14 protein-coding genes and 3 pseudogenes are annotated in these 19,037 nt (G+C 45.2%); 4 read left to right on the top strand and 13 right to left on the bottom strand.

All coding sequences use genetic code 11. From position 1 onward, the window contains the following. Positions 1-4 precede the first annotated feature (4 nt). Complete coding sequence (locus tag DW830_RS05020) at positions 5-1,576, top strand: ribonuclease E/G (RefSeq protein ID WP_117661859.1); 1,572 nt, start codon at positions 5-7, stop codon at positions 1,574-1,576. A gap of 99 nt (positions 1,577-1,675) precedes the next feature. On the opposite strand, the gene DW830_RS05025 is transcribed toward DW830_RS05020, so the two are convergent. Continuing rightward, positions 1,676-3,763: an alpha/beta hydrolase family protein gene (locus DW830_RS05025; RefSeq protein WP_119249126.1), complete on the bottom strand. Its 2,088-nt coding sequence runs from the start codon at positions 3,761-3,763 to the stop codon at positions 1,676-1,678. 131 nt (positions 3,764-3,894) lie between these two features. Here DW830_RS05025 and DW830_RS05030 point away from each other — a divergent pair, with 131 nt between their 5' ends. Beyond that, positions 3,895-4,212, top strand: a complete 318-nt coding sequence (locus tag DW830_RS05030) for a heavy metal-binding domain-containing protein (RefSeq protein ID WP_006847412.1) — start codon at positions 3,895-3,897, stop codon at positions 4,210-4,212. A 151-nt stretch (positions 4,213-4,363) separates the two neighbouring features. Here DW830_RS05030 and DW830_RS17270 read toward each other — a convergent pair whose 3' ends face one another. The 9 genes and pseudogenes from DW830_RS17270 to rpsF all read right to left on the bottom strand — a co-directional run bounded on the left by DW830_RS17270 (position 4,364) and on the right by rpsF (position 12,340). Further along, positions 4,364-4,990, bottom strand: a complete 627-nt coding sequence (locus DW830_RS17270) for a PD-(D/E)XK nuclease domain-containing protein (RefSeq protein WP_410524487.1) — start codon at positions 4,988-4,990, stop codon at positions 4,364-4,366. 141 nt (positions 4,991-5,131) lie between these two features. Beyond that, positions 5,132-5,925: pseudogene (locus tag DW830_RS17275) on the bottom strand (AAA family ATPase); the annotation flags it as partial. Between the two features lie 299 nt (positions 5,926-6,224). After that, a complete protein-coding gene (locus DW830_RS05040; protein ID WP_119249127.1) occupies positions 6,225-6,464 on the bottom strand; it encodes a hypothetical protein in 240 nt (79 codons plus the stop codon). A gap of 55 nt (positions 6,465-6,519) precedes the next feature. Next, the gene (locus tag DW830_RS05045; protein WP_119249128.1) at positions 6,520-6,831 is read right to left on the bottom strand and encodes a helix-turn-helix domain-containing protein; all 312 of its coding nucleotides are present in this window, start codon (positions 6,829-6,831) and stop codon (positions 6,520-6,522) included. Between the two features lie 885 nt (positions 6,832-7,716). Continuing rightward, entirely contained in the window at positions 7,717-9,909 is a 2,193-nt protein-coding gene (locus tag DW830_RS05050; protein ID WP_119249129.1) for an alpha-amylase family glycosyl hydrolase, read from the bottom strand. A gap of 91 nt (positions 9,910-10,000) precedes the next feature. Further along, positions 10,001-10,887 (bottom strand): annotated as a pseudogene (fabD, locus tag DW830_RS05055) (ACP S-malonyltransferase). 298 nt (positions 10,888-11,185) lie between these two features. Further along, on the bottom strand, positions 11,186-11,704 hold the full coding sequence (gene rplI / locus DW830_RS05060; protein WP_119249130.1) for a 50S ribosomal protein L9: 519 nt from the start codon (positions 11,702-11,704) through the stop codon (positions 11,186-11,188). Between the two features lie 19 nt (positions 11,705-11,723). Next, positions 11,724-11,993 (bottom strand): 30S ribosomal protein S18, encoded by a 270-nt coding sequence (rpsR, locus tag DW830_RS05065; RefSeq protein ID WP_006847399.1) that lies wholly within the window; start codon positions 11,991-11,993, stop codon positions 11,724-11,726. A gap of 2 nt (positions 11,994-11,995) precedes the next feature. Further along, positions 11,996-12,340 (bottom strand): 30S ribosomal protein S6, encoded by a 345-nt coding sequence (gene rpsF / locus DW830_RS05070; protein WP_117587115.1) that lies wholly within the window; start codon positions 12,338-12,340, stop codon positions 11,996-11,998. A 174-nt stretch (positions 12,341-12,514) separates the two neighbouring features. On the opposite strand from rpsF, the gene DW830_RS05075 reads away from it, so the two are divergent. After that, a complete protein-coding gene (locus tag DW830_RS05075; protein WP_089543578.1) occupies positions 12,515-12,703 on the top strand; it encodes a hypothetical protein in 189 nt (62 codons plus the stop codon). A 155-nt stretch (positions 12,704-12,858) separates the two neighbouring features. Here the strand turns inward: DW830_RS05075 and DW830_RS05080 are convergent, their stop codons facing one another. From DW830_RS05080 to DW830_RS05090, 3 genes and pseudogenes are all read right to left on the bottom strand, one after another. Next, positions 12,859-13,557, bottom strand: a complete 699-nt coding sequence (locus DW830_RS05080) for a response regulator transcription factor (protein ID WP_089543577.1) — start codon at positions 13,555-13,557, stop codon at positions 12,859-12,861. Positions 13,558-13,602: 45 nt separating this feature from the next. Then, a pseudogene (locus DW830_RS05085) lies at positions 13,603-15,160 on the bottom strand (sensor histidine kinase). A 247-nt stretch (positions 15,161-15,407) separates the two neighbouring features. Then, the gene (locus DW830_RS05090; RefSeq protein ID WP_119249131.1) at positions 15,408-17,570 is read right to left on the bottom strand and encodes an elongation factor G; all 2,163 of its coding nucleotides are present in this window, start codon (positions 17,568-17,570) and stop codon (positions 15,408-15,410) included. A 263-nt stretch (positions 17,571-17,833) separates the two neighbouring features. On the opposite strand from DW830_RS05090, the gene hemW reads away from it, so the two are divergent. Further along, on the top strand, positions 17,834-19,024 hold the full coding sequence (gene hemW, locus DW830_RS05095; protein WP_119249132.1) for a radical SAM family heme chaperone HemW: 1,191 nt from the start codon (positions 17,834-17,836) through the stop codon (positions 19,022-19,024). Positions 19,025-19,037: the final 13 nt, after the last annotated feature.

The following is a 19,037-nucleotide window of genomic DNA, read 5'->3' on the forward strand; positions in this document are numbered from 1 at the left end:
GAGTATGACAAGCGAAGTTGTAATTGACGTCCAGCAGAAGGACATTTCTATCGCTCTCATGGAGGATAAGCAGCTGGTGGAATACCAGAATGAACCACGTGAGGCTTCGTTCTCTGTGGGAAACATCTACATCGCAAAGGTTAAGAAACTCATGCCGGGACTTAACGCATGCTTCGTAGATGTAGGTTATGAACGCGACGCCTTTCTTCATTATCTTGACCTGGGAAGTCATTTTAATTCCTACCAGAAGTACCTTAAACAAGTACAGAGCGACAGAAAGAAACTTTTCCCATTCTCTAAAGCCAGCAAACTGCCTGAATTGGAAAAGGACGGCAGCATTCAAAATGTTCTCAAAGTGGGACAGGAAGTGCTGGTGCAAATCGTAAAGGAACCAATCTCTACCAAGGGTCCTCGTCTTACGGGCGAAATATCATTCGCAGGACGATACCTGGTACTCATGCCATTCGGTGATAAAGTTTCTGTCTCGTCGAAAATCAAAAGCGGTGAAGAACGCTCCCGACTCAAACAACTCATTCACAGCGTAAAACCAAAGAATTGCGGTGTAATTGTCCGCACTGTGGCTGAGGGAAAGAGAGTCGCTGAGCTCGATGCTGAGCTGAAAGTCCTGGTGAAGCGATGGGAGGATGCTATCGCCAAGGTGCAGAAGACCCAGCAGCGCCCGCAACTCGCTTTCGAGGAGACCGGAAGAGCCGTCGCTCTCCTGCGTGACTTGTTTAACCCATCTTACGAGAACATCTTCGTCAACGATGAAGGTGTGATGAACGAGGTGAAGGACTATGTTTCTCTAATAGCCCCTGAAAAGGCGGGCATAGTCAAGCTCTACACCGGTAAGGTGCCTATCTTCGACAACTTCAGCATCACCAAGCAGATCAAGGCTGGTTTTGGAAGAGTTGTCAACTACAAGCATGGTGCGTATCTCATCATCGAGCATACCGAAGCCCTGCATGTGGTAGATGTAAACAGCGGCAACCGTACTCGTGAGAAAGGTCAGGAAGCGAATGCTCTCGATGTAAACCTCGGCGCTGCCGATGAATTGGCCAGACAATTGCGACTCCGTGATATGGGAGGAATCATTGTGGTGGACTTCATCGACATGAATCTTGCCGAAGACCGACAGCTGCTCTATGAGCGCATGTGCAAGAACATGCAGAAGGACCGTGCCAAGCACAACATCCTGCCTCTGAGCAAGTTCGGACTGATGCAGATTACCCGCCAGCGTGTACGCCCTGCCATGGACGTAAACGTAGAGGAGACCTGCCCTACCTGCTTCGGTTCGGGCAAGATCAAATCGAGCATCCTTTTCACCGACCAGTTGGAAAGAAAAATCGACCGCCTAGTCAACAAGATTGGCGTCAAGAAATTCACTTTGTATGTGAATCCTTACGTAGCTGCCTTCATCAACAAGGGCTTCATTTCCCTGAAGCGCAAATGGCAGTTTAAGTATGGTTTCGGCTTCAATGTAATTCCATCTCAGAAACTGGCGTTCCTCCAGTATGAATTCTACGACAAGGACAACCAGTATCTGGATATGCAGGAAGAACAGGAAACAAAGTAAGTTTTTAATTCTCAGAAAAAAAGCTCCATTCGCCATTTCAGATGCGAATGGAGCTTTTATTATTTCAGTTTCTCTACACCTTATTATATATAAGGCATTTTAGTACTCTATCTCATTATTCACCATTTTCTCTGTGTCCCAAGGTGCAGGAGCACCGCCGAGATAGCGATGGAACCAATCGAGGTGCGCATTGTAATAGAGCGGCATCGACTTCAGGTTGCTTGGCCAGTGACCATCATACTTCAAGACTATCAGTCGAGAAGGAATGTTCAGGGTCTGCAATGCCGTGAAATACTGCAAGCTCTGCGTATAAGGTACACGATAGTCCAACTCGCCCGTCATCACGAGGGTTGGCGTAGAGAAGTTCTTGATATATGAGGATGGCGACCACTTCTCGTAGAGATCGGAATTGTAAGGCTGTCCCTCCAGCTCAAAGTTAGGGAACCATACCTCCTCGGTACTGCCCCACATAGAACGCAGGTCATATACGCCCATCATGGAAGCCAGACACTTGAATCGCTTGGTATGGCCCTGCAGCCAGTTCATCATGTAGCCGCCATACGACCATCCCATCGCTCCCATCCTGGTGGAGTCAACATATTCCAGGGTTGCCAGCTTGTCGGTAACCTTCATCACATCCTCAAATACCTTTCCGCCCCAGTCGCCGGAAATGGCACGTGTAAAGGCCTGCCCATATCCAGTAGAACCGTGAGGGTTAGGATAAGCCACCACATAACCGGCAGCAGGATAAACCTGCCAGTCGCCACGGAAGGAATTCATCCACTGCATCTGTGGACCGCCATGCACATTGATGATAAGCGGATACTTCTTGCTGGCATCAAAGTTGTGTGGTTTCACGATGAACACCTGTACCTTGTCGCCGCCAGCGCCATCCACCCAGATGCTCTCAGATGGACGGATATCCACCTCATCCTCCAACTTCTGGTTGAGGAAAGTTATCTGCTGTTCCTTGCCGCGAGCCACAGGAGTTCCATTCCACTTCTTCATCTGCTGACGATACAGAGCCGATGGCTTGCCTGTCGTACTGTAAGTATAATACACCATCCCCTTATTGTCGAAATCAAACTCAGAGATAGCCTTGCCTGTCACTACTGGCGAAATGGTCTTTCTGGCAATGTCGAGCTTGTAGAGTGGTTGTGCACCCCGTACCTCACCCAGGAAGTAGATACTCTTGCTGTCTGGTGCCCATTTGTAATCATCCACCCAGTTGTCAAACTTCTCTGTCAGGATAGTAGATTTCCTTGCAGCACGGTCGTAGATGGCAAGACGGAAACGATCAGACTCATAGCCAGGTACTTGCTGCAAGCGGTAAGCGATATACTTGCCGTCGGGCGAATAGGTTGGAGTACCATCCCATGCCTTGTTTTCCTTCGTGATGCAGACAGGTTCTCCCCCATTCACAGATACCGTCCACAGGTCGGCATTGGTGCTAGCCTCCTGATGCTCATCGTGGTTGGAGACAAAACAGATTTCCTTGCTGTCTGGAGAAAAATCATAGGCGATTCCGCCACCGGCCATGAATATCAGCGAATAATTACCCGGAGTCAGATCCCTGTAAGTCTTCGTCTGTGTATCGAAAAGGATGAGATGACTGCATCTGCCATCGCTATAGCTCGTCCAATGGCGATAGAGCAACTTGTCGGCAATATGCGCCTGCACAGGTCCCTTGTCCTTCTTCTCCATCCGGGCTATGTTGGCCTTGGCATCAGCTCCCAGGTCGGGATATACCTCGGCTGTAAAGGCGATGTATCGCTCATCTGGAGAGATAACCGGATTATCTATACCCAACTCATAATCAGTTACTTGTTCCGCCTCGCAGGTAGCCAGATTCATGCGATAGACCTGAGCCGTCCCCTTCTCATAATTGGTAAAGAAGATACTCTTTCCATCCTTACTCCACACGGCAGAACTGCTTTTGCCATCCTCGGTGAAAGCCTTGGCATGAGAGCCATCTGCATTCATGATGTAGATGTCGGAGCTAGACTTCTGGTTCTTCAGGTCGGAAGAACTGGAGGTATAGCAGATAGTTTTACCATCTGGCGAAAGGCTCACAGAATATACACCCTTCACCTTGTACAAATCCTCGATGGTAAACGCCCTTTTCTGAGCGTTTGCCGAAAGCAGCGCCATCACGAGTGCTGCCGAAAACATCAATTTTTTGTTCATATAACCTATAAATATTAAACTTTCGATGCAAAAGTAACAAATATTTTTGGATTTCCTGCAACCTTTTGCTATCTTTTATCGTCTAATCTATAATTAATATTGATAATAGCATAAAAAGAAAGGAAAATATTATGATTTTAAGTACAACTCCAACCATAGAAGGCCACCCTATCCGTGAATATCGTGGCGTAGTGACTGGCGAAACCATCATCGGTACCAACTTTGTGAAGGATTTCTTTGCCAGTGTTCGTGATGTAATCGGCGGAAGAAGCGGTTCTTACGAAAGCACCCTCCGCGAGGCAAAGGATACAGCCCTCAGAGAGATGGCCGACCGTGCCGCATCCCTGGGCTGCAACGCCATCGTAGGCATCGACCTGGATTACGAAACCGTGGGCAACAGCGGTTCCATGTTGATGGTAACGTGCAGCGGAACAGCGGTGATTATCTAAGTTCTGCGACTGTACAAAAGAACAAAACATGCTTGAAATGGGGCGGTAACGACCTAAAAAATCGAGTTACCGCCCCTGTTCAGATATATTTTTATCTATATAGTGTGGTGACATACACCTGATGAAGGTCACCAACTTTCTTCTATTTCATTTATTCTATCACCCAATCCTCTATACTTCGCTGGTTTTCCGAGAAGTTAATACCCACTTTCACAACCTTCCGCCCATCATCAGCAAAAGCTTTGGCATAGTCCTTGTCGATGATTTGCGCCATGGCGATGTCGGCAGACTTCTTATATTTCAACTCAAAGATAAAAATACTCTTATCCGTCTTGAGCACAAGGTCTATTCTTCCATCAGAAGTGGTATGCTCCACCTTCACATCTTCGCCAAGCATGGTGAAGATGGTGAATATCACGGCTTGATAGTGACGCTCATTATTGTTGATAATCGTATATGGGAACTTATCATAGAATGCCTTCAAGTGAGGCATAAAGGCTCCCATGTCGTCATTGATGAGCACATTCTTGGAATAAGCATACACAATGGCATCATATCTGTTCATGTCTTGCGCAGTATAATACCTGACGAGACTTTTCGAGAAGCCTTGTCTTACTTCCTGATTTGGGAAACAGAGATGATACAATTTTCCTCTTCGCTCATATTCTTTAATGGTAAGATAACCACTTTGGAAAAGAACTGGAATCGGGTCTGTAAGCTTTTCTGTAGGGGTATCAAAACGATCGTCATTAACCCAAAGGTCGTCCAGATTGAGCATGTCCAAATTTTTCTGCTGCAACAACTCTACCAGGAACGTAGGCGTACCGGATGTAAACCAATAGCTATTAAACTCCTTATCGTCCAAAGCATTGATGATGCTGTAAGGATTGAAGATATCCTCGCTATTGATACTGAAGTGGTAGCCATCATAATGCTGCTTGAGTTGTTCTAAGGTCTCCTCATAAGTAAGCCCATTATGTTCAGCCATCTCCTCAATACCCTCACGGAAATACTGAGACAATTCACTCTTGGTAATACCACAACAGCTGCTGTATTCATCCTTCAACGTGAGAATCTTGAGATTATTCAACTCGCTGAAGATGCTGAGCTGACTAAACTTAGAGATGCCTGTGATGAATACAAAGCGAATGTTTCCCTCTTGCTGCTTCAAGGGACTGAAGAAATCTCGCATGATGTTGCGGATGGTCTTCTGCAAGTCTTCGTCACTTACAGAATCATGCATCGGGGCATCATACTCATCGATGAGAACGACAACTTGCTTACCGGTTTGAGCCGTGGCAGCCAGCAAGATATTCTTGAGACGTGCGCCAAAAGACTTCTCATCTATCGGATTAACCTTTAAACCATATTTTTTCTCTTCTATTTCTAGTATTCCGTTTAGAATTGAATATGTATTCTCCAAACTATAATACTTACCGCAGCTCAGATCCAAGTGGATGACGGGATATGCCGTCCACTCCTTCTCCATCTGTTCGATGGCAAGTCCCTTGAACAGTTCTTTCTTACCCTCGAAGTAAGCCTGGAGGTAGATACAAACAAGGATTTTCCGAATCGACGTGGGCGACTCAGAAAATGAAACTTGGCATAATGAGCCAGCTGATAGACGATAGCCGTCTTGTCAGCATAGAAGTAATTCCCCTTCACGATTTCGGAGAACGTTTGTATTCCCAAAGGATATCTCTTTGAAGCCATAATCTTACTCTTAATAATTAATGTACAAAGATACAGATAATATTCCAGAAAACAAGCGTTTTTCTGATTATTAACAATATATCACTGCAAAAATAGAACCGCAATTCAACAAAACATGCTGAAACGGGGCGGTAACTGCCTTAAAAAACGACCCGCACATTTGAGCATCGTTGAGAGGCTTGGTGGGGGACTGACGGTGCAAAAATACGAATAATCTTTGATTATACAAACTTTTTAGAAGGAAAATAGAAAAAGCAAAGTGGATTTCTTTGCTTTTTCTATTTTAAATCAAATATCTTCTATCTCACCAGATATTTCGCAACCAAATCTCTGAGCATCGTCTCCGGAAGATTCGACAATCCCGTCTCTTGAATCGTAGCATATTCGGGCTTGTTCTTTCCGATAATAAACTTACAGTCTCGCCCATCTATGCTTGCATACAAATGGAAGTTGCCTTTGTAAGCCTGCTCTATGCGAACATCAGTACAACTTTTGCCATCTATCTCAAAAGAAGCAGAACTGTTGTCTTTATCCTCCAACCCCCATGAAACGAGATGAGCATTTATCGCTGATTCTATGGAACTGATCCACCTATCATCGTTTTGTATGACGTATTCTCTGTGCCTTCTTCTTATCCTTTCTCATCAAATAAGGTGAAGGGGGTAGTTCTGGAAGCACATCATTTATGGCATCAATCTGCCCCACCACCTTCAACAAGAGAAGAAAAGTGGCAAGCGAAAGATTGCCCGCTGTTCCATTCTCAAACTTGTGAATGGTGGTCAAACCAAGCCCCGTAAGCTTGGCTACCTCTTTCTGGGTGAGATTGCATCTCATTCTATATTCCTTGAATCTCACTCCCAGCAAGCGTACCAACTCTGGAGTAGAATATTCATATAAATCTGCCATATTCTTTCATTTATTTATCTATCATTATAATGATATTTATCCATTATATCAGCCTTTATCTTCAATATACTGATATTTACGGATGCAAATATAACAAAAAGAAATGAGACGGACAAACTTTCAAGAGTTTTTTTCTAACTTTCTGTATTTTTCTGGAAAATGATGCGAGGAGCCGCTTACATTTCGATAGAAGTATCATCAAATCACCATAAAGCATTGTACAAAAACACAAAATTGTAGTCAACTACATATAGAAAAAATACGAATTCGCTTACTCAAAATAGTGCCCAAAAGTCATCCCATAAAATGGGCACTCGTTGCCCGCACTGTGGGCATCGAGTGCCCATCACTTGTTCTGTCGATGCCCATCACATGGTCTCTGCGTGCCCGTGTGACGGCACGCAGAGACCAGCCAATGTGCTTATTCCTAACTACAATTGTCAGTCTTCCAACTTATTCCTGGTTAATATTGACATACTAAATAAACTAGAAAGGTAGACACTATCAGTTTATAAACTGAAATAGTAGACATTATCAATTCTATAGAACTGAAATAGTAGACATTTCTTAGTTTTTACTCCTATTTTTCTAGACATAAATCCTCAAAAAAGGCTTTCTTGTAAGCGACTTACCTGAATTTTATGATACTTCTATTGAATTTATGATACTACTATGATACTTCTTTATAAAATAAACAGAAAAGTCTCATTTTCATAAACCATTATATATCAATCATGTACATCGGTTTTAGCCACAAATAATGAGACTTTGAGACTTTTTTCGAGAAAAACTTTTATGTGCACGAAAGAAAAGGAAAGAAAGAAAACGGTGATGATATAAAGAAAAAAAACAGCAATGGCTACTACTCCATTGCTGTTTTTTATATTATTGCACAATCTTGAAGCGGATACGCAAAGAATGCGCATGCTCATCCCAATTGGTACCAAGCAATACAAACTTGCCAATCTGAGCTGTTGAGCGGACATGCTTGCCAATACATGGACAAACATCATAATCGCCGATACGAACCAGACGCAAGGTTTCACTAGCATCATCAGGCAAACGATCGAGTTTCACCTCTGCTGGAATGTGGTCGCGATCCACAAACTCGTAAGTCACAGGCATATCAAGCTCTATCAGGCGATTCATCTCCGTCTCAATCTCCTTCTCCTCCTGGCGGGTAGGCTTGTGATCGACTACGAAGGTCATCTTACTCTTCTTGCGCTCAATATGTGCATTGCGGCTGCGCTCACAGCCAAACAGGCGAACCATCAACTGATTGAGCAGATGCTCAGCCGTATGAGCAGGAGGGAATTCCTCCTTATGATGCTCATTCAATATGATATCACTTTCCTCCATCTTGACATTGAATTTATAGATTCTTACTCCGTTAGCATCCATTAATATCGGGAATACTCCATCCCTCTTCAACTCTACCTTCTTCTTGCCTCCCGAGAACAGTTCAGTTACCAGAACCTCCTCTTCCGTGATCTGGAAAAAATCGAAAGCATGACCGGGGATGCATACCTGCAGCTGGCGAGCCTCCTGGGCAAAGTTGAGCACGATGAGCATCACCTCATTATCCTTCTTGCGAAGGAAGGCAAAATTGGTACGTGGATCAAAGCCCTCTGAACCCGGATTCACATACATCAGGTCGAAGGTATCACCTTCGCGAAGCGCCTTCTCCTCATTGGCAAGACGGAGAAGCTGGCGATAGGTAGCAGCCAGATATTTCTGCTCTGCAGTATATGCTTCCTCCTCACCTTCCTGATAAGCATGGGTCAGGGTCTCCGGACTCCAGTAGTCGAATATCGTAGTACGGCCATCTCTGCCGCTGAATCCTTCCTTGTCCATACCCATCTCGCCAAACTCCTGTCCGCTGTAAAGCATGAAAGGATTCTTCTGGAAGAAGAGACTCATGGCTGCTGCAGGAATCGCCTTCATGGCGCTACCGCAGAAGAAGTCGCTGGCTATGCGCTGCTCATCATGGTTCTCCAGGAAGTAGAGCATGTGATCGCGGATGTCATCCACCACCTGCCACTCGTGAGTGATACTGGCTGCCGGACGCTCACCACGAATCACGCCGCGAAGACAATCATACATGCCCACCTTGTCGTAGAGATAATCAAATCCCGCCTTCACGTAGTTGCGATACTGGTTAGGATCATATACCTCACCGATAACAATGATATGAGGAAACTTGGACTTCAGAATCGCCGTAGCGTATGACCAGAATGCCGTAGGCACCATCTCTGCCATGTCGCAGCGGAATCCATCTACACCCTTGCTTGCCCAGTAGAGCAGGATATCCGTCATCTTACCCCAGGTGCTTGGCACCGGCTCGTAGTGATAGCTTCTGCCACCTGCATCGCAGTAATCCACACCATAGTTGAGCTTCACGGTCTCATACCAGTCGTTGCAACCCGGGCGGTTGTCGAAACGGTCGTTTCCCGTAGCTCTTGCCGGACTCTCCTCGTATGGCTCATAGATTCTGGCATCCTTAGCATTATAAGCCTTGAACTCCGGTTTAGAGCGGCGAACTTCATTCAGGTCGAGATCGCCCCATGCATAATAGAAATTATTCTTCGTAGAGAAGTGCATATTGGTATCATCATCTTCTCCTAAATCTCGTACACCTGCCGGCTTGCAGATGGAATGATACTCACGAGCCACATGATTCGGCACAAAGTCCATGATGACCTTCATGCCAGCCTTGTGCGTACGCTCGATAAGACTCTCCCACTCCTTCATTCTCAGGCTGACATTCACTGCCAGATCCGGGTCGATGTCATAATAGTCGGTAATAGCGTATGGCGATCCTGCCTTGCCCTTTACCACCTCAGCATGCTGGGTAGGGATTCCATAAGATGAGTAGTTTGTCTGTGTAGCGTGACGAATCACACCTGTAAACCAGATATGAGTGAAACCCATGTCATGAATACGGGCCAACACCTCATCACTAAAGTTATTAAGCTTTCCGCAACCGTTTTCTTCAATGGTGCCATTCTCCTTACGAGTGGTATTCCTGTTACCAAACAATCGGGGTAGCACCTGATAAATAACTATTTTTTCCTTCATTTAGCGGTCGTTACTTAAATGATAAAACGCTTTACCCTCCCGGCAACGCCTTTGCCGGGAAGATAAAACGCTTGATTATTCTGATAGATGATTATGCAATACCGTGATTACCTACAGTCTTGTCGATGCGACCGATCATACCCTGCAAAGCCTTGCCAGGACCACACTCTGTGAAATCGTCAGCACCATCTGCAATCATTGCCTGAACAGAAGCTGTCCAACGTACTGAGCTTGTGAGCTGAGCGATAAGGTTCTGCTGAATCTCAGCAGGATCTGTATGAGGCTTGCCATCTACATTCTGATAAACAGGGCACTTAGGAGCTGAGAAAGCAGTCTTCTCGATAGCTGCCTGAAGTTCGTCCTTTGCTGGCTGCATCAATGGAGAGTGGAAAGCACCACCTACCTTCAATGGCAGGGCACGCTTGGCACCGGCAGCCTTCAACTGCTCGCAGGCAGCATTGATAGCATCAACATTACCAGAGATAACGAGCTGACCAGGGCAGTTGTAGTTGGCAGCAACTACAACGTTGCCCTCTGTGCTAACCTGAGCGCAGATTTCCTCAACCTTCTCATCAGGCAAACCGATGATGGCAGCCATAGTTCCAGGATTAGCCTCGCAGGCCTTCTGCATAGCGTTGGCACGTGCAGCCACCAGCTTCAAGCCATCCTCGAAGGCCATAGCACCTGCAGCTACCAAGCTGAGAACTCACCGAGAGAGTGACCAGCTACCATAGCAGGCTGGAACTCATCGCCCAGGCAAAGAGCAGAGATAACAGAGTGGAGGAATACTGCAGGCTGGGTAACCTTGGTTTCCTTCAACTGCTCATCTGTACCAGCGAACATGATATCAGTAATCTTAAAGCCGAGAATCTCATCAGCCTTATCGAAAAGTTCTTTTGCCAATGCGTTGTTGTCGTAGAGGTCCTTACCCATACCTACGAACTGAGAACCCTGACCAGGGAAAACAAATGCTTTCATTTTTATCTATTTTAAAAATTTATTATTAATAATTTCTTCTTTAAAAGCGAATTCCATGAATTCGGCTGCAAAGATACAATATTTTTCTGAGAATCGGGAGAGAATAAGCTAAAATAAAGTTATATATATACTAAATTACCATTCTATTATACGATTTTACCGAGCAAAAGCTTCGCAGAATACCTAGAAAACAAAAAAAATCCCTAATGCCTTTCGGCAAAAGGGATCTTTATATTAATTTGCTTTACAGTGCGAAAATTTTCGTACTTGTGTCGATTTGAGATTATATTATTGAGGATTACTCAGCTGCTGGAGCCTCTTCCTCAGCTACAGCCTCAGCTGGAGCCTCCTCAGCAGCAGGAGCTGCAACAGGAGCGTTCTCAGCAACAACGTTAACTGGAACCTTAACCTCAACCTCCTTGTGATAGTGTACAGTAGCCTCGTACTCGCCTACCTTCTTAGCATCCTTCATAGTGATGATCTTGCGATCAACCTCGATGCCCTTCTTAGCGAGCTCCTCTGCAACAGTTGCAGCGTTAACTGAACCGTAGAGCTGACCAGTAGCACTAACCTTAGCAGCGATAGTAAGAACGACGCCATTGAGAGCCTCGCCCTTCTTAACAGCCTCAGCCTTGATAGCCTCAAGCTTGTGAGCCTGCTGCTTCAAATCCTCAGCCAACTGCTTCTTAGCAGATGGAGAAGCGATAACAGCCTTACCTGTAGGGATAAGGAAGTTACGACCATAACCACTCTTTACATTTACGATATCGTTCTTGTATCCAAGACCGATAATATCTTGCTTCAAAATAATTTCCATTCTTCTTCTCCTCCTTAAATTACTTCATCAAATCGGTTACGTAAGGAAGCAAAGCGATCTGGCGAGCACGCTTAACAGCCTGTGCCACGCGGCGCTGATACTTCAAAGATGTACCTGTGATACGACGTGGAAGGATCTTACCCTGCTCGTTCAAGAACTTCTTCAAGAACTCTGGGTCCTTATAGTCGATGTACTTAATACCGCTCTTCTTGAAACGGCAATACTTCTTCTTCTTTGTGTCGATAGAAGGAGCGGTCAAATAACGGATTTCTGATTTCTGATCTGCCATGATTAAGCCTCCTCTTTTTTACCAAGCTTTGCACGACGCTTCTCTGCGTAAGCGGCAGCATACTTGTCAAGTTTAACAGTCATGTAACGAATTACTTTCTCGTCGCGGCGATAAGCTGTCTCGAGCTTAGCGATAACAGCTGGCTCAGCCTTGAACTCAACCAAGCTGTAGAAGCCTGATGTCTTCTTCTCGATGTTGTAAGCCAACTTCTTCAAACCCCAAGCCTCTTTGTTCAGAATCTCAGCACCATTATCGGTGAGTACCTTCTCGAACTTAGCGACCGTTTCCTTCATCTGTTCATCAGACAAAACGGGAGTCAAAATGAAAACGGTTTCGTATTGATTCATACTACTTTTGTAAATAATTAAAAAATTAATATTAAAATTCTCTTGCAAAACATAGAAATGTGTGCGTAAACACACCCCATTTCACGAATTGCGGTGCAAAATTACAACTTTTTCTTGAATTAACCAAATATTTTTTGTACTTTTGCAGAAAATAATTGTTAATTGTACGAAAATATGGATAAAAGACTCAAAAAATCGCTTCATACCCTCCCTTCCATGGGTATGACCTTCATCGTTTTGGGCGTTCTGCTGCTTGCGGCCAGCTTCGCCTTCGCCATCAAGAACAACATCATGCTGTTTGCAGGTCTGTTCTTCATCCTGGCTGGCATTGCCGGATTTGTCTATTCGCTGAAGAAGGGATAAGAAACGGAACCTGGACATGATGTTTCAGATAAGACGATTCAGAAATGAAAGAAAAAAAGGGATAGGTTTTCTGCAAACTTATCCCTTTTCTCTTTTTCCATAGATAGCTTTCTACTGCTTTATACAGTTTACTGCTTTTCTGTCAATCCATATTCCTAATCCATATCCGGCACGATGAGCTTGTAGCCCTTACCATGGATATTGATAATCTCAATCTGCGGATCTTCCTTCAGATGCTTGCGGAGTTTGGTGATATACACATCCATAGAGCGCGCATTGAAGTAGTTGTCGTCAATCCAGATGGTCTTCAATGCGAAATCACGCTGAAGAATCTCGTTGGCATGAGCACAGAGAAGAGCAAGAAGCTCATTCTCCTTGGTTGTCAGCTTGGTCTGCTCATCACCGATGGTAAGCAGCTGCTTCTGTGTATCGAAGGTAAACTTACCGATGTGGTACATGGTAGATTCCTTGGTCTTCTTGCCACGTACACGGCGAAGGATAGCCTCTACACGGAACACCAGCTCCTCCATAGAGAAAGGCTTGGTGATATAATCGTCAGCACCTATCTTGAAGCCTTCCAGAATATCCTCCTTCAAAGTCTTGGCAGTAAGGAATACGATTGGCAGATCTGCCGTCTGCTGGCGAATCTCCTGAGCCAGGGTAAAGCCATCCTTCTTAGGCATCATCACATCGAGTACGGCAATATCATACTTGTTCTTGGTGAACTCCTTGAAGCCTGCCTCACCGTCAGGGCACAATGTTGTAGCAAAGCCCTTGGTCTGCAGATACTCACGAAGCAACATACCCAAATTCTCATCATCCTCGCAAAGCAGGATTTTTACTGTCTCTTCCATATTCTTATTATTTTTACTTGTTAATATTCTATTTATCATTGTCTTTTAATCATGTATCACCGGCAGCTTGATGGTAAAGGTAGTACCCTTGCCCAATTCGCTGTCAACCTTGATTTCTCCACCATGCAATTCCACGATTTTCCTCACATAGGCGAGACCGAGGCCGAAGCCTTCACATCATGCACATTGCCCGTATGTACGCGGTAGAACTTGTCGAAGATCTTCTTCAGGTTCTCCTTCTTCATACCCAAACCCGTATCATTGATAGAGAGATAGAGATGATGCTCATCATTCCATGTCTTCATCGTGACAAACAGAGGCTCTTCGGGTTTACGGTACTTCACGGCATTGTCCATCAGATTGAAAATCACATTCTGGAAATGCACCTCATCCACATAGAGCGTAGAGTCTATCGCCTCGATATCCACGTAAATCTTTCCTCCCGTATGCTCTACGCGGAGGGCGAAAGAGTGAGCCGCATTCTCAACGATTTCATTCAGATCGAGCTCCTTCTTCTTGAACACTGCCTTCTTGCGGTCGAACATACTCATCTGCAATACCTTTTCTACCAGGAAGCGGAGGCGCTTCGATTCATCATCTATCACACCACCCAGATGCTTCTGCATCTGCTCGCTCTTGGAAACCGACGGGTCGTTGAGCATCTGTGCCGCCAGACTGATGCTGGCAATAGGCGTCTTCAACTCATGGGTCATATTGTTGATGAAGTCATTCTTGATCTCCGTATATCGCTTCTGCCGGAAGATGACCACGATGGTGAAGATAAAGGTAATGAGCAATACCAGCGTAAAGATGACACTAGGAATCATGAAGCGCACACTGGAGAAGATGTAGCTGTTCATATCTGGGAAGTGAACCTTTACGACTCCCATCTTCGACTGCGGGTCGTTGCGGAAGAGTACCTGAGAATAGCTGTATTCCTCACCCTCGTCGGTATAATCCGGGCAACGGTACACCTCCCTGCCATCCTGGGTTGTTACCGTAAAGTGATAAGGGATATTGATTCCATTGTTCATCATCTCTGCCTTGAGATCCTGATCCAACTGCTTGAAGTTGATTCGTTCCTTCAATGGTTTATCGGATGCCGAGTAGAGAATGGAATAAACCACTTCGTCGAGCAACGCTTTCTGATACACATAGCGATTCTTCACAATCTCCTGCAAGGACTTCTGAGTCTCATTAAGCGAATTCTTGTCGCTGCGCAGAATCATCGCCTCGGCTTGTTGGCAGGATTGGTTGCAATGGTCTTCAACTCGAAGGATGAATAGACCGTACCATCCTTACCTACCACAGAATACTGATGAGAGTGCTGGATGGTTCCATCCAGCTGACCGCTGCGGGTTCCCACAGAATCCTTCTTACTAGCCTTGCGTTCAGTCTCATTGACATCCTTTTCAAGATAGCGCAAAGTTTCATTCAGCTCCAAGTTTCTTGAAGCTTGATATAGGGCTCTGTTGACCGACTCGTCAAACTGTTCCTTCTTCATGTTCACCATTTCCTGGATGTAACTGAGCTGCAGGAATAGCAGCGCAAGGAACGAAAAGCCCATAATAACGGCTATGGTCCAAATCGTTTTCTTTTTCATAGGGGCAAAGATAGGAAATTTCTTAATTGGTTAACACAAAACAGTTAATTATTTCATTTCAATTTGCTCAAATTAACAAAAACAAACGGTTATAATTGCATATATAAAAATAAAAGAGAGCCGACATATCACATGCAGGCTCCCCATTGGTCATATCAACATAAAATTTTAATTTATATAAGAGAGATAATTCGAAGTTATATTTCAAACAACATTTTTATCATAAAGATGAAATATCTTTTCTACTCTATTCAGCCTCCTTAGCCAGTTCAGCCTCATGATCGGCAATCAGCTTGCTCTGGATATCGGTAGGAACCAACTCGTAGCTGGCAAACTTGGTGGTGAACGAAGCACGACCACCGGTAAGCGAGCTGAGGGAGATAGAATAGTTGGCAAGCTCCTTGAGTGGAATCTTGGCACTCAACTTCTGGTAACCTGCCTCAGAATCCATACCCATGATAAGGGCACGGCGTCCCTGAAGATCACTCATCACATCACCCATATAGTCGGCTGGCACGTAAACCTCCAAATCATAGATAGGCTCCAGAATCTTTGGACCTGCCTGCTTGAAGGCATCGCTGAAAGCACGACGGGCAGCCAGCATGAATGACAACTCATTGCTATCTACCGGGTGCATCTTGCCATCATATACGATAACTCGGACATCACGGGCGTAAGAACCTGTAAGAGGTCCATGCTCCATACAATCCATGATACCCTTCAGGATAGCCGGCATGAAACGGGCATCGATAGCTCCACCAACCACAGAGTTGAGGAATACCAACTTGCCACCCCACTCCAGGGAAACTTCTTCACGGCTCTTGATGTTCATCTTGAACTCCTGACCGTTGAAGGTGAATGATGTCGGATCTGGCATACCCTCTGCGTATGGCTCAACGATGAGGTGAACCTCACCAAACTGACCAGCACCACCACTCTGCTTCTTATGACGATAGTCGGCACGAGCCTTCTTGGTAATGGTCTCACGATATGGGATGCGAGGCTCCTCGAAGACTACATTGAGCTTTTCGTTGTTCTCCAGACGCCACTTCAATGTACGGAGGTGGAACTCACCCTGACCGCGTACGATCACCTGGCGCAACTCCTTGCTCTGATCCACAACCCATGTTGGGTCTTCCTGACGCATCTTGAGAAGAGCAGCCATCAGCTTCTCTGTATCCTGGGCATTGACAGCCTTGATGGCACGAGAGTACTTAGGATTAGGATACTTGATGAAATCGAAGCGCCACTCAGCACCCTTTCCATTCAAGGTATTGCCCGTCTTCACGTCCTTCATCTTCACGGTACAACCGATATCACCGGCATTCAACTGATCTACAGGCACACGGTTGGCACCCGCACAGGCATAAATCTGTCCGATACGCTCCTTGGAACCACGGTCAGAATTGGTCAGGTCGTCACCACTCTTGATAGAACCACTCATCACCTTGAAGTAACTTACCTCACCGATATGTGGTTCCAAGCCTGTCTTGAAGAAGTAAACACTCTCAGGACCATTGGTATCAGGAGTAATTTCCTCACCACGGGTATTATACACCTTAGGCATCTCGCTTACGAAAGGAACAACGTTGCCCAAGAACTCCATCAGGCGGTGAACACCCATAGACTTGCCTGCGCAAACGCAGAATACAGGGAAGATGCTGCGAGTTACCAATCCCTTGCGGATACCCTCACGAAGTTCATCCTCTGTCAAGCTTTCACTCTCGAAGAATTTCTCCATCAAGCCCTCGTCGTTTTCGGCAGCAGCCTCAACGAGTGCAGCATGAAGTTCCATTGCCTTGTCCATTTCCTCCTCAGGAATATCCTCGATGATAGGAGCACCGCCTTCTGGTTTCCAGGAATATTTTTTCATCAATAACACGTCAATGAGAGCATTGAAGCCAGGACCTGTCTCGATAGGATATTGTATCTGCACACACTTAGAACCATAAATGTCCTTCATGGTGGCAATGAGGTTGTCAAAATCGCACTTGTCTGAGTCAAGCTGGTTAACGAGGAAAATAACAGGCTTGTTCAACTTCTCTGTATAACGGAAGTTGTTCTGGGTGCCTACCTCTGGACCATACTGACCATTGATAAGGATGACTGCCTGATCGGTAACATTGAGTGATGTAATGGCACCACCTACGAAATCATCGCTACCAGGGCAATCTATAATGTTAAGCTTCTTATTGTTCCACTCCACATGAAAAACGGTAGGGAACACTGAGTAGCCATACTCCAACTCTACTGGGAAGTAGTCGCTCACCGTATTCTTCGCTTCTACAGAGCCTCTACGCTTGATAACGCCTGCTTCAAATAACATACTCTCGGCAAGTGTAGTCTTGCCGCTACCCGCACTGCCCAGCAATGCAATGTTTTTAATCTCATTAGTCTGATATACTCTCATGACGCTTATAGATTTTTAAGGGTTATACTTAAAATTGCTAGTTATTCGACAGTCCAATCATACGATTTTTCTGTTTCGTGCTACTAAATTACACATTTTTCGGCAATCCTGCAAATTTTTTCACAAAAAACTTGCTCTAAATTAAATTATATTAGTAATTTTGCATCTTGTTAAGACATATTTCTAGGCTTATACCTTATTATATATAGAAAAAGATAAGACTAAAGCCAGAAATGCCGATTAGGAATTCAGACTTAAAAAACATGGCAGGACTATACATACATATCCCATTCTGTGAGAGCCGCTGCATCTACTGCGGTTTCTACAGCACCACATCCCTCAGCATGCGGGATGATTACGTTGATGCTCTGTGCAAGGAAATGAAGATGCGCCCCTTCAAAACGGCAACTGATTACGATTACAGTTTAAGAACCATCTACCTGGGGGGTGGAACTCCCAGCCAGCTTACCCACGATCAGCTCATCCACCTTTTCGAAGGTATCAAGAAGGCTTATTTTCCTCCAGATCATCCGGAAGAAGAATTCTCTAAAATGGAAATCACGATGGAATGCAACCCCGATGATGTCTCAGAAGAATTCTGCAAGACTCTCCTGCAGCTGCCCGTAAACAGGGTAAGCATGGGAGCACAGACTTTCTCAGACCATCGCCTGGGCTTTCTTCACCGCCGCCACAAGGCTGCAGATGTCAAGGCTGCCATCAAAAGGTTGCGTGGCATCGACATCCATAACATCAGCATCGACCTGATGTTCGGATTTCCTGGCGAAACTCTGGAAGACTGGAAAAAAGACATTGATGAAGCCATCAAACTGGAGGTAGAACACATCTCTGCCTACAGCTTGATGTACGAAGAAGGAACGACTCTCTACAGAATGCTGAAACGGGGAAAGATTGAGGAAATCGATGAGGAAACCAGCCGACAGATGTATGAGCTACTCATCACCCAACTCACCTCTGCCGGTTACGAGCATTACGAAATCAGCAACTTTGCCAAGCCAGGCTACCGATCACGCCACAACAGCAGCTATTGGCATGAAGTGCCCTATATCGGAATAGGTGCAGCCGCCCACTCCTACAGACGAGAGACTAAAAGAGGTGAAGAAAACAAGATTGAAGCCACCAGAAGCTGGAATGTGGACAATATCAGGGAATACATCGCTTCCATCCAAAAGGGAGAATTGCCTAGTGAAACCGAATCCCTGGATCTTTCTACAAGATACAATGACCTTATCACCACGGCATTACGGACAAGCGATGGTATTGATATAGAAAAGATGGAAAAGGAGTTTGGTGACCAATTAGCTTCACAGATGATGCAGGAAGCTGAGAAGCATATTCATAGAGGACTCATGAAGATAAGCAACGGGAAGCTATCACTTACCCATGAAGGTCTCTATATATCAGATGACATCATGAGCGACTTTATGATCGTATAAAAATACATCATCA

Source organism: Prevotella sp. AM34-19LB, assembly GCF_003468525.1.
Classification (GTDB): Bacteria; Bacteroidota; Bacteroidia; order Bacteroidales; family Bacteroidaceae; genus Prevotella.

Coding starts and splice junctions, on each gene's coding strand:
- DW830_RS05020 (WP_117661859.1), top strand. CDS start 5: ATGACAAGCGAAGTTGTAATTGACGTCCAGCAGAAGGACATTTCTATC.
- DW830_RS05025 (WP_119249126.1), bottom strand. CDS start 3,763: ATGAACAAAAAATTGATGTTTTCGGCAGCACTCGTGATGGCGCTGCTT.
- DW830_RS05030 (WP_006847412.1), top strand. CDS start 3,895: ATGATTTTAAGTACAACTCCAACCATAGAAGGCCACCCTATCCGTGAA.
- DW830_RS17270 (WP_410524487.1), bottom strand. CDS start 4,990: ATGCTCAATCTGGACGACCTTTGGGTTAATGACGATCGTTTTGATACC.
- DW830_RS05045 (WP_119249128.1), bottom strand. CDS start 6,831: ATGGCAGATTTATATGAATATTCTACTCCAGAGTTGGTACGCTTGCTG.
- DW830_RS05050 (WP_119249129.1), bottom strand. CDS start 9,909: ATGAAGGAAAAAATAGTTATTTATCAGGTGCTACCCCGATTGTTTGGT.
- rplI (WP_119249130.1), bottom strand. CDS start 11,704: ATGGAAATTATTTTGAAGCAAGATATTATCGGTCTTGGATACAAGAAC.
- rpsR (WP_006847399.1), bottom strand. CDS start 11,993: ATGGCAGATCAGAAATCAGAAATCCGTTATTTGACCGCTCCTTCTATC.
- rpsF (WP_117587115.1), bottom strand. CDS start 12,340: ATGAATCAATACGAAACCGTTTTCATTTTGACTCCCGTTTTGTCTGAT.
- DW830_RS05075 (WP_089543578.1), top strand. CDS start 12,515: ATGGATAAAAGACTCAAAAAATCGCTTCATACCCTCCCTTCCATGGGT.
- DW830_RS05080 (WP_089543577.1), bottom strand. CDS start 13,557: ATGGAAGAGACAGTAAAAATCCTGCTTTGCGAGGATGATGAGAATTTG.
- DW830_RS05090 (WP_119249131.1), bottom strand. CDS start 17,570: ATGAGAGTATATCAGACTAATGAGATTAAAAACATTGCATTGCTGGGC.
- hemW (WP_119249132.1), top strand. CDS start 17,834: ATGGCAGGACTATACATACATATCCCATTCTGTGAGAGCCGCTGCATC.